The 12164-nt window shown below is 47.9% G+C and carries 9 protein-coding genes; 8 read left to right on the top strand and 1 reads right to left on the bottom strand.

The window, feature by feature from the left end; translation table 11 throughout:
* Window positions 1-10: 10 nt before the first annotated feature.
* On the bottom strand, window positions 11-553 hold the full coding sequence (gene yjgA, locus AC3Y5R_RS13970; protein WP_158781243.1) for a ribosome biogenesis factor YjgA: 543 nt from the start codon (window positions 551-553) through the stop codon (window positions 11-13).
* A gap of 165 nt (window positions 554-718) precedes the next feature.
* Here yjgA and pmbA point away from each other — a divergent pair, with 165 nt between their 5' ends.
* The 8 genes from pmbA to AC3Y5R_RS13930 all read left to right on the top strand — a co-directional run bounded on the left by pmbA (window position 719) and on the right by AC3Y5R_RS13930 (window position 12123).
* On the top strand, window positions 719-2059 hold the full coding sequence (gene pmbA, locus AC3Y5R_RS13965) for a metalloprotease PmbA (RefSeq protein ID WP_489921850.1): 1341 nt from the start codon (window positions 719-721) through the stop codon (window positions 2057-2059).
* 435 nt (window positions 2060-2494) lie between these two features.
* Entirely contained in the window at window positions 2495-5065 is a 2571-nt protein-coding gene (locus AC3Y5R_RS13960; RefSeq protein WP_489921849.1) for a BapA/Bap/LapF family prefix-like domain-containing protein, read from the top strand.
* Between the two features lie 93 nt (window positions 5066-5158).
* Complete coding sequence (locus AC3Y5R_RS13955) at window positions 5159-6847, top strand: TolC family protein (protein WP_489921848.1); 1689 nt, start codon at window positions 5159-5161, stop codon at window positions 6845-6847.
* A gap of 25 nt (window positions 6848-6872) precedes the next feature.
* Window positions 6873-8999, top strand: a complete 2127-nt coding sequence (locus AC3Y5R_RS13950) for a type I secretion system permease/ATPase (RefSeq protein ID WP_489921889.1) — start codon at window positions 6873-6875, stop codon at window positions 8997-8999.
* 12 nt (window positions 9000-9011) lie between these two features.
* Complete coding sequence (locus AC3Y5R_RS13945; protein ID WP_489921847.1) at window positions 9012-10307, top strand: beta-barrel domain-containing protein; 1296 nt, start codon at window positions 9012-9014, stop codon at window positions 10305-10307.
* Window positions 10308-10341: 34 nt separating this feature from the next.
* A complete protein-coding gene (locus AC3Y5R_RS13940) occupies window positions 10342-10797 on the top strand; it encodes a phage tail assembly chaperone (protein WP_489921846.1) in 456 nt (151 codons plus the stop codon).
* A gap of 173 nt (window positions 10798-10970) precedes the next feature.
* Window positions 10971-11354 (top strand): cytochrome b562, encoded by a 384-nt coding sequence (cybC, locus tag AC3Y5R_RS13935; protein ID WP_489921845.1) that lies wholly within the window; start codon window positions 10971-10973, stop codon window positions 11352-11354.
* A 430-nt stretch (window positions 11355-11784) separates the two neighbouring features.
* Window positions 11785-12123 (top strand): glycine dehydrogenase, encoded by a 339-nt coding sequence (locus AC3Y5R_RS13930; RefSeq protein ID WP_489921844.1) that lies wholly within the window; start codon window positions 11785-11787, stop codon window positions 12121-12123.
* The last annotated feature ends 41 nt before the right edge of the window (window positions 12124-12164 follow it).

Below are 12164 nucleotides of genomic sequence, written 5' to 3'. Positions count from 1 at the left end.
CCCGTGTCGATCACTCCTCAGCCAGCTCGCGCAGATACTGGAAGATCTGGCGGTAAGCTTTCGGTGGCTTATTGGCTTCTTTCTCTTTCTGGGCGTTACGGATCATCTGGCGCAATTGCTGACGGTCAGCATCAGGATACAGATTCAGCACGTCCGGCATGGCATCGTCACCTTCTGCCACCAGACGGTCGCGCAGCATCTCAAGTTTGTGGAACAGCGCAACCTGCTGGTTGTGACGGTTCTTCAGCTTGTCCAGCGCCTGGCGGATCGGATCTTCATCGCGCGAGCGCAGCATTTTCCCGATCAGCTGCAGCTGACGGCGGCGGCCTTCCTTCTTGATCTTCTGCGCCAGCTCAATAGCAGTACGCAAATCTTCATCCAGCGGGATCCTGTCTAGCGCATTTTTACTCAGATCCACCAGTTCGGCACCCAGGCGCTTCAGCTCCTCGGCATCACGTTTGATTTCACTCTTACTGACCCAGATAATCTCATCGTCTTCTTGTTCTTCGTTATCCGGTACATCATCGAGCCAATCGTCGGGCTGTTTGGTCATGGGAGGCTCCCTAAAAAAGAGGCTAATGCTATCAGGTTACGAGGCTACTGCGAAATTGTTCTCTGAGTCTGTTAGACTCAAATGAACCCTAAACACTGAAGAGTCCGGAAATCTGGCAGTCTGACGCACGCCAGAGAAGCCCTCTGTTAATTATATGGTAGGTCGATGAAATTACTCTCCCAAGTTGCAGAACAGCGTAAAACCCTCGAACAGGCGGTAGCGACAGCACTCGAACTGGCAAAAGCCAGCACCGATGGGGCGGAAGTCGCCGTGACCAAAACCACCGGTATCAGCGTCAGCACCCGCTATGGCGAAGTGGAAAACGTCGAATTTAACAGCGATGGTGCTTTAGGCATCACCGTTTATCACCAGAATCGTAAAGGCAGTGCCTCTTCCACCGATTTGAGTCCGGATGCGATTAAGCGCACAGTGCAGGCGGCGATCGACATTGCCCGTTACACTTCACCGGATCCTTACGCTGGCGTGGCGGATCGCGATCTGCTGGCATTTGATGCGCCGGATCTGGATCTGTTTCATCCCACCGAACTGGATCCGGATCGGGCAATTGAGCTGGCAGCGCGCGCCGAACAGGCTGCCCTGAAAGCCGACCCGCGCATTACCAACACCGAAGGTGGCAGCTTCAATAGCCATATCGGTATGAAAGTCTTTGGCAACAGTCACGGCATGCTCCAGGGGTACTCTTCCAGCCGCCACTCACTCTCCGGCAGCGTAATTGCTGAAGCAGATGGCGATATGGAACGTAACTACGCCTACACCATCGGCCGTGCGTTTGAGGATCTGAAGTCTCCAGAGTGGGTCGGGGAAGAGTGCGCACGGCGGACGCTTTCACGCCTCTCGCCGCGTAAGCTTTCCACCATGAAAGCACCGGTTATCTTCGCTGCCGAAGTGGCAACCGGCCTGTTTGGCCATCTGGTCGGCGCGATCAGCGGTGGCAGCGTCTACCGCAAGTCCACCTTCCTGCTGGATTCGCTGGGCAAACAAATTCTGCCAGAGTGGCTGACCATTCAGGAACAGCCGCACCTGCTGAAAGGGCTGGCTTCCACGCCTTTTGACAGCGAAGGGGTGCGTACCAAACAGCGTGAAATCATTAAAGATGGCGTGCTGCAAACCTGGTTGATGACCAGCTACTCAGCTCGCAAGCTCGGTTTACAAAGCACCGGTCACGCAGGTGGCATCCATAACTGGCGTATTGCCGGACAGGGTGACAGCTTTGAGCAGCTGCTGAAGAAAATGGGGACCGGGCTGGTAGTGACAGAACTGATGGGCCAGGGCGTCAGCGGCATCACGGGTGATTACTCCCGGGGTGCAGCCGGTTTCTGGGTGGAGAACGGCGAGATCCAGTACCCGGTCAGCGAGATCACTATTGCCGGTAACCTGAAAGATATGTGGCGCAACATGGTCACTGTCGGCAGTGATATCGAAACCCGCAGCAATATCCAGTGCGGCTCAGTGCTTATTCCGGAGATGAAGATCGCCGGGCAGTAAAAAAATCATAAGCCAAATAAAGGGAGGCTGTTGGTCTCCCTTTTTTTATGTTTATCGGATTTAATGGTCCATTTATTTTCTTATTATTTCCAAATTATTCTATAAATAATAAATTTTATCACTGCTGATTACCATGCTGATTTCAGTACGGAATTTATACTTAAGTAAAATTACTATTGATAAATTTCAATAGCCTGTTTTAATTTCGATTTGGGTCTCAAAAAAACACACCAAAAGTTAATTTAACAATATTTAACCCCTTAAAAAGGACAGAAGTAACTCTCGTTCTGTTATTTTCAACATGATGTATTTAAAGGTTTTTTACCTTATTCTGGGCTATATTCCTAAAATTTATTCGGACGATTCCTATTTATTGGCGCGTACGTTAGTATCGTCGGTGCAATAATTACCATTGTTAACGAATAGGAAATGAAAATGTATAAGGTGAAAATTATTCCCGCTAAAGGGAAAATATCTTCGTTATCCACAACCAGTCATGATGTTAAGGTTTTAAGCCCTGGTTCGACCGTTAAGGTGTCGCTGGCAAAAAGCGAAATCGTTGGCGTTAAACAGATTGATGACAGTCTCGTTATTCTGCAAAAGAATGGTGAAGACATCACGATTGAAGAGTTCTTCAAAGCGGGTGCTGAAAAAAACAAACTGGTTATCGATGACGGCGGCGTTCTTTACCAGGCACAATATGATGCCGATAACTTCGCGGGGATGAATTTTACCAAAACCCCCGGTGCTGAAGACGTTGTCAGTGAAGGGGCTGATGCGCCACTGGCTGGCTGGGTAGTACCGGTAGTACTTGGCGCAATAGGTGTGGCAGGTGTGGGCGCGCTCATTGCCAGCCAAAGCGGTGGTGGCGGTAAGTCAAAATCCTCTGACAGCAGCGATGAAAGCAGTGGTGGCAGCAGTGAAATCAACGATGAGCAGTTAACTCAGGCTCAGGTCGAACTGGCAAGCAGCAAAAATACGCTGGATCAGGCTACTGTGCAGGCCGAAGCAGCCTTAAAGGCATTGAGCGACACGCCAAACAGCACAACGCAAACGGCCGCAACGAATGCGGATGCTGCACTGAAAGGGGCTGTTACTGCATACCAGCAAAGTTATCAGCAACTTAGCGACGCTGTTAAAGCGGCATCGGCCAAAGGAATGGATACCAAAAACGCCGAAGCCGTACTCAAACAGATGAGCGATGCTGATAAAGGCAGCGATGTAGTGATCGAAAAATTAGCGGCCACGCAGGATGCCATGAAAGCTCTGCTGAGTATGCAGACACCGGAAATCAGTGAGTTATCCAGTGCAGCGCTAAACGCAGCAACGCTGGCAAAAACCCACCCTGGCCAGGCTAACATTGATGCTGCGCAAGCCAGTCTTGCGGCGTTTAAAGCCGTATTAACCCCCTCAAAAGAAGCGCTGCAGCAAGCAATTGCCACTGCTGAATCGCTGGGTGTGGATACCGCTAATATCAATGCTGCCGGTGATGCTATTTACCAGAGCGTTCTCAATGCTATCGACGATGCACTGAACGAAGCACGTGAGAATCTGGAGGCTCTTGACGCGGCAAATACAGCCATTGAACAAGCCAATGCCGCATTGCAGTCTGCGGAACAGGCCCGTGCGAGCGCAGAAGCTAAATTAGAGGCGGCATTAGCAGCTAAACAGCAGGCTCTGGATAACAATCAGCACGACCAGATTGGAAGTGTTAATCAGGCGATTAAAGAGGCTAATCAGGCTGTTGAAGAAGCCAGAGCCGCCGTTGACGCTGCCAACGAGCTGGTGAAAACTGCCAATGAAAGCATTGATAAAATCAACGACGACGTGGCTGACAAACCTGCCCATCTCGATACTGTTGAGATGAACGGACTGGATGCGATCGACAAAGGATTGTCAGATGAGCAGCCTAAATCCATCCTTGAAGCTATTACCGATTTTGGTAAAAACCTGATTGCCGTGGTGACTGACATTGCCGATCAGATTAAAGGCTCCACTCTGGTTAAAATGATCAGCGACTTCATCAGTAAGACGATGGACACCGTTGACGGCGTTCCTGGTATGCTCTGGGATATGGTCAATGCTCCTTTTGCTGCGATGGGTGTTGTCACCAAAAGCATTATCAAGCTGTTCACGGACGTGAAGGGCGATATCTGGGAAGTGATTACGACAGTCATCGATACGGCGAAAGACATTGTATTCTCTCCTTTTGCTGATGTTTCCAAAGGGATCATGAGCGGCATTTCTGAAGCCGTTTCTGAGATGGGACTCTTTGACTGGATTAACCCGGTCAAATGGATCGGACTGGCAAAAGACGTGGTGGTAAACAGCTTCAATAACGCCGTGGAAGCGCTTTGGAACTCTGTAACATCCATTCCAGGTAAGATCATTGATGCGATTAGCGATGTTATTGGTACGGTGACCGAGGGGATTGCTCAGGATCTGCAGACAATCAAGACAGGTTTCCAGGACGTTATCGATATTTTCTTTGAAGCCTTCATTAAAAACCCATTTGAACTGTTGGTTAAACCGATATTTGATGATGTGTCGAGTCTCCTTTCCGATCCGCTTGGTGCTATTAATAACATCATTTCTACGATAGGCACCATCTTCAAAGAAGGTGTTGATATTATTAAAAGCATTTTCGAAGCGCCAGGAAAAGCATTTGATGTCATAAAGGAACTGTTCAGCGATGTTCTAAACTCCTTCTCTGAAGGTAAAGTGACTGAAATCAGTCTTGATGATATTAATGCGATCGTTAAAGCCACTCAGGAAATATTCTCTTCTCAGGACATAAAAAATACTGAGAGCGAAGACAATACACTAGTGAAATCTCTGCTTGAATCCTTTTCTACTAAAAATGGCGATGTTAACCTGGATGATATTGTTTCTGAAAGTAGCAGTAATACGCTCAGTGACAATAATGGTAACGAGCACGTTGCCGAAGCTACTGTCCAGACATTTATTCTTCATGAAGATGTCATTGACACCGCCTTAATTTCATAAGGTGATATAAAAGTGTGCCGTAGAGATATGGCACACTTTCATGAATAATAACGTGTTATTTAACGGCATGCATATGAAAAGGAATTTTCAAAAATGCAAGGGGCTACGCTAAGATATTTATATGCTGTCATAATAGCATTATCTTTTATGATATCATTTGGCATTAATGCATCATTAAATTCTCAGGAATATTCCGGGGGCAATAAAGTATTCCCCGTTAGTTTTGATGATGGCGATGAAGTAAAGCAGAGTCATTCAGAACAGAAAAGTAATGTTAAAGTTAAGGGAGTGACGGCCGATAATAATAAAAAATCTGTTGTTATAAACAGCGTAAAACCTTCTGAGACAGTCACTGAAGGTAATGTAAAAAAAACGGAACGATTTTGGGTGAATGCAGTTGCGTCGCCCGTGCCAGGAGCAATGCCCGTCAGGCGTGAATCTCCAGATAGCAGTAGCCTGGGGAAGCTGCAAAGCAGCATGGCTGCTAAAACGGGAAGTAGCAGAGTACAGGACTCACGGGTACCGGAGGGGGCTGGTGAGACAGGTTTCATCGAATCTCTGAGGCAATCTGTTCGCTGGCATCCACTGATCAAACGGGCACAGCAGGAACTGGCGCTGACCGAAGAGTCGGTGAATGAAGCGCAAGCCGCCTGGTATCCCGTGCTGGATGCAGGCGTGAAGTCTGGTTTTGAAGAAAATAATTATACCAATGAAAATGAAAGAACCAGTAAAGCTGTATTAACCGCCAGTCAGATGATCTACGACTTTGGTAAAACCAGAAGCCGGGTAAATATCGCAAAGTCAAATTCATCGCTGTCTGGTGCCAGCTTGCATAAAAATATCAATGAAATACTTTATGAGACGGCCACGGCCTGGCTCCAGGCGGACAGATTAAAAAAAATGATCGTTATTGCGCGGCAACAGGTTGAAGGTTTCAAAGCCATCAATGAGATTGCCAAAAAACGCAGAGCGTTAGGGGCCAGTGCGGAATCTGAATATTCCCAGTCTAAAGTGAGACTGGCATCAGTGACCTCACTATTACAGGATTATTCTGCGCAGTATAACAAATGGGTTTCAACGCTGAGTAGCCTGGTGAACAGAAAAGTCACAACTAATAACCACAGCGATCTTTCAGTCTTGCTGGGCAAGGAATGTTATCGTATCGATACGGAGCATTTGATCTCCCCCGCGATAAAAATGGCTGATAATCAGGTGGCGATAGCAAAAGAGCAGATATCAGCAATGGAATCTGCGCAGTACCCCACTATTTCATTAAGTCCGACTTATGAATACAGAATTTATGATGACAGAAAATCTTACAGTAAGACGGACAAGAGTGGTGAGTTCGGTGTTTTTATTAATATAACAGCCCCAATTTTTCAGGGGGGCGCACAGAATTCGAGAATCAAACAGGCGCAGCAATCACTCTCCGCGGCGCAATATAACCTCGATGTGGAAAAAAAAGAGGCAGAACGTAAGATTATTGAGGCAAGAAGCCAGATTGAGAACACCACTTACAGCCTTGATGCAAAAAAGGTGCGCGAACACGAGGCGGTGCAAACACGTAACCTCTACAAATTACAATATATTGAGTTAGGCACACGTTCATTCTCAGATTTACTGTCCGCAGAATCCGAAATACACCAGACCCGGATGGATATCATTAACGGTGATTTTACCATAGCGAGTTTCTCGCTGGATTGTCTGTATTTGTCAGGGCAACTGGAAAGCCGTTTTACAGGAAACACAGACGAGACCGGGAGAGGGAATTTTGAACACTAATTTTTATGCAGAGAACGGGGAATGCCTGCTACCTGAGGACAGCACGGACCAGGATCGCTATACCAGTCTGCTGGCCTGGAAAGTAACTATTATCGAACTGGCGCACCATTACCGCCTGGATGTTTCTGAAGAAAACATCAACATCATTGCACTGTGGCATAAAGACCTGAGCGAAGATGAAGTCATAAAAATGATGGCCAAACGGGCCGGATTTGCACTGAAGAAAACAGATATTGCCCGCTTCAGATTTAACAGCTGGGTGCTGCCTGTCGTGGTCAGTATGAAAGACGGGAAAGTGGCGCTGTTAAAAAATATCGAAGTAGATGACAGCTATCTGGTCTCGTTTGCCGAAGATCAGGGATTGCTAACCACCCTGAGCAAAGATGAGATTTTCGGCGAAGGCAACAGTGTGTATACCCTGAGGCCAATCAAAAATTCGCCAGATCCCCGCGTGGATGACTATATCAAACCCCGCGAGAAACACTGGATCTGGCGTATTGTCTTCAGAAATATGAAGCCGTATTACATTGTGATCCTTGCCGCACTGTTTATTAATCTGCTGGGGCTGGCTGGGATCACCTATTCCATGCAGACCTATGACCGTGTCATTCCGGCGCAATCCTGGCCCACGATGTGGGTGCTGTTTGCCGGGGTAAGTCTGGCGTTCGTATTTGATTTCGTGTTACGGCTGATGCGTTACGGCGTGATTGATATTTTGGGCAAACGTGCCGATCTGCGGATCTCCGATCGCGTTTTTGGCCATGCTTTGCGTATTAAAAACGGCCACCGTCCCCAGTCCACCGGTACCTTCATCTCGCAAATCAGAGAGCTGGAGCAGGTCAGGGAGATGATTACCTCTTCAACCGTGGTGGCGATTGCCGATCTTCCGTTCTTTTTTCTGTTTCTTTTTATCATTTACACCCTTGGTGGGATCGTCTTCCTCGTTCCTCTTTGCGGCATGTTTTTAATGGTGCTGCCGGGGCTGTTAACGCAGAAAAAGCTGGCACGGCTGGCTCGTGCCTCCATGCGAGAGTCCACACTGCGCAGCGCGATGCTGGTCGAGGTGGTGCAGGGCATGGATGATATTAAATATCTTCAGGCTGAACACCGGTTCCAGCAGCAGTGGCTTCATTACACCTCGACCACGGCAGAGAGCAGCCTGGAGCTGAAACATCTGACGCACAAGTTAACTTCCTGGTCTTACACCATCCAGAATGCCGTTTTTGTCTGCGTGGTTCTGGTCGGCACGCCCTTTGCCATGACCGGCGATTTGTCCACCGGCGCACTGGTTGCTTCCTCCATACTCAGCTCGCGGATGATGGCCCCGATTTCACAAATTGCCGGCCTGCTGACCCGCTGGCAGCAAACGAAGGTGGCGATTGCCGGACTGGACAGCATTATGGATTTGCCGACCGATCATCCGGAAAACGTCAGGCGTGTTCATAAGGCGGGGCTATCGGGCAACTACATGCTGAACAATGCGGTTTTCAGGCATCACGCCGCCAGCCGTCAGGTCGCGCTCAGCGTCAGTGATTTGCAGATAAAGGCCGGAGAAAAGATCGCGATTCTGGGCCGGAATGGCTCAGGCAAGTCTTCGCTTCTTAATGCGCTGGCCGGTACGATGCTCCATGAAAGCGGAGTGATCACCCTGGACAATATCAGGATGGATAATATCGACCCGGCCGATCTCCGCCGCGATATTGGCTATCTCTCGCAGAAATCCCGCCTGTTTTTTGGTTCAATCCGCGAAAATCTGATGATGGGAATGCCTCTTGCCAGCGAGCGGGAGTTGCTGGAGGTGATCACCCGAACCGGCGCGATCGATTTTATCAATTCGCTGCCTGATGGCCTTGATCATCAACTGATGGAGGGCGGACTGGGATTATCCGGCGGGCAACAGCAGATATTATTGCTGAGCCGCTTAATGCTGAGAAACCCGGATATTATCCTGCTGGATGAGCCGACGGCTTCCCTGGATGATGTTACCGAACAGGCCTTCGTTGAGAATATGAAACCCTGGCTGACGGGCAGAACATTTATTGTCGCCACCCATCGGAAAAAGATCCTTGAACTGGTAGACAGAATTATTGTTATCTCCGACGGGCGTATTGTTCTGGACAATCCCAGAGATCAAATAATGGATTCACTTTAACAGGGCGGTTAAATGTTTAAGAAAATTAAAAATTTCTATTGCCTTATTATGGAAAAAGTAACCTCTGTAGCAGAGTTCTGTTGTCTGGTGCTTTTCAGGAAGAATAATACGGAATTATACAATTCAGATGATGGAATTGATGAAGCGGTGACCTTCAACCTGCAAAATGACGTCACGCTGAGCCGCTCTGTCAGGATCATTTATTGTATTATCTTTTTTATCACGCTGATTATACTGTGGGCGACTTTTTTCAAAATTGACGAAGTGTCTAAAGGTAACGGAAAGATCATTCCCAGTTCTAAAGAACAGGTTATTCAGTCGCTGGACGGGGGGATCCTGAAGAAAATCTACGTCAATGAGGGAGACGTGATTGAAGCGGGTGCAGTTCTTGCCCAGCTGGATATCATCAGGACGCTCTCTACGGTTGATGAGTCGGAATCAAAATATCGTGCCCTGTTGGCCCAGAGAGACCGGCTTTACTCGGAAGCAAATGATATCCCACTGAAATTTTCCGTCGTACTGGACGATTTTCCCGAACTGAGAAAAACGGAAAGGCGGCTAAAGGTGTCCCGTAAAGAGCGCTATGACGCCTCGTTAAAAAGCATCATAGATTCGAGGCGATTGATTAATAACGAGCTGGCTATTAACAGAAAGCTTGCCCGCGCAGGGGCATCCAGTTCGGTTGATGTGATCCGGTTAGAGCGCCAACTCGTCGAGCTGAGCGTGAAGGAGGCAGAGCTTAAAGCGGAGTTCACGGTAAAAGCCAGGGAAGAAATGGTTAAAATTAATACCGAATTGTCTTCGCTAAAAGAAATTGTCAAAGGCAGGAAAGACTCATTGTCGAAAATGACCATTACTTCACCGGTACGTGGCATTGTGAAGGAAATTGTCAATAGTAGTATTGGCGGTGTTATTGCCCCTAATGGTGTTTTAATGCAAATTGTTCCTCTTGATGATAATTTGGTGGTGGAAGCCAGAATCTCACCCAGGGATATTGCTTTTATTCATCCCGGCCAGCATGCTAAAGTTAAAATTACTGCTTATGATTACTCTATTTATGGCGGGCTGGATGGCGAGGTGGTCACCATTTCTCCTGATACCATTAAAGACGATCAAAAACCCGATATGCTCTATTACCGGGTATACATCCGTACTCAGGAAGACTATCTGCTGAATAAGAGAGGTAAGAAGTTGTTTATCTCGCCAGGTATGGTTGCAGCAGTCGATATTAAAACAGGAAGTAAAACTGTCGCGCATTATTTGATGAAGCCTTTTAATAAGGTGAATGAAGCATTAACAGAAAGATAGTTATTTTTTATATTCTAATTTGTCGAGGGAATTTATGACTACAGAAATCAAAAACATTATTGTTGGTGGCAACGGGTTCGATATTGTCAAAATCGATGCGTGGCGCAGGCTGACTTTTGTTGCCGATCTGCAGAAAGAGTTTTTGCTGCCTTTGCTCAAGTCGACGGAAGGTAGCGAACTCCAGTCCCTGCTTGAGGAGAGTGCGGAGAAGAAGATCGACATGATGACCATCCTGTCGGGCTTTTCCAATGCGATTGACGGTAAAACGCTGGAGAAGTGGACCAAACGTATTCTGTCAGATGGCCTGGTAACCTATACGCGCCCCGATCAGCAACGGGTGAAACTGGGCTTTTCCGAAATTAATAAGTTTTTCGCTAACCCGACAGATATCATCTTGTTGATTAAAGAAGCCATTATGTTCAACGTTGAAGGGTTTGCTGACCTGATGAAAACCTTTGCGGCTTCAGGCGACAAGAAAACCATAAGCTGACATTACCGGGTACGGGCACGCCAGGGGAAACCAGGCAGTACGCTGCCAGCAGCCTGCCCGGAAAATGATGCGCATCAGAATGCCAATTCTTCACATTTCCGTACTATTATCAGGGTGACCTTTTGGTCACCCTTTTTGCTGTGCCTTTTGACATAAAAATAAGGAACTGAGCGATGCGTAAGACTCTACTTGCAATGTTGACTGCAACTTTGTTGTGCTCCAGCCTTTCGGCGATGGCCGATCTCGAAAACGATATGGATACGCTGAAAGGAGCATACCGTACCGTGACTAAAACAGACGACGTGGCAGAATTCAAAAAAGCGCTGACCGATATGCGCGGTGCAGCTGAAGATGCCAAAAAACAGACGCCGGATAAGCTGAAAGGTCAGTCACCGGACAGCCCGGAGATGAAAGATTTCCGTGCCGGTCTGGATACGCTGATTGGTCAGATTAACGCCAGCATGAAGCTGGCCGATGCCGGAAACCTGGCTGGCGCGAAGGAAGAAGCGAAGAAATTTGCCGCCACACGTGACACCAATCATAAAAAATTCCGCTAATGTCGTCGGGCTCAAATGAGCCCTTTTTTTAACGATGTTAATTTATCCAGGTATTCAGGCATAACAGGTTACATGCCGCAGATTTAAAGGGCTGCGCCGCTTTTTACCCCGTTTTTCCCGCGTTAAATATTTCCTTCTATAAGTTTTCCCTATATTTCCAGACAGAAAATACCCGCCGTTGCTGAGATTTTCCCCTGATATTGCATTGGGTTAGCAGATCAATGCCTTTTTTTGTGATTTTTCTCCAATCTTTAGGCCTCTGATGCACAAAATAACGTTTTTGTGGATCAGATCTCATCTCACGCTGCTATTTCCACTTCAAAGTGGAAAAAGTCGGCCTACACACTCAGGCCGTCGGGCGCTAATTTATTTTCATCGCGAATAAACTGTGTTTCGTGCCTGAGCCGAAACGGAAAATAAGGGGCATAGCGTGAACAATGGAGCGGTATCGGTGAATACGGCAGACGGTGACCAGGCAATTCAGGCGCTGGCAGACAAGGTGATGGGGCAAATTGCGGGCCTGTTTGCCGCCAGAAATATTACGCCTAATGCCGTGCAGCAGCAGATGCTGGCCTCGCACGTGCGGGCAATGGCGCTGCGCTCCCTGACCGGAGAGCCACTGCCGGAAGTGGAAGAGGAGCTGTTTGAAGACATCTCTCCTGAGTCCATGTCACTGGCGCAGCAGGTGGTGGATCTGTTTGGCAACCTGCCAAGAGAAGAGGCCTGGCTGCTGTCCGTCCACTTCGAAGTGGCGAAAGAGAACGAGTAAACGCCGCAGGGCGAATAAATTTTAATCGGGGCGAATGAATT

The organism is Erwinia sp. 009765445 (assembly GCF_058137865.1).
Note: the sequence above shows the minus strand (reverse complement) of the source record. Positions and strands in the feature narration are given on the sequence as shown.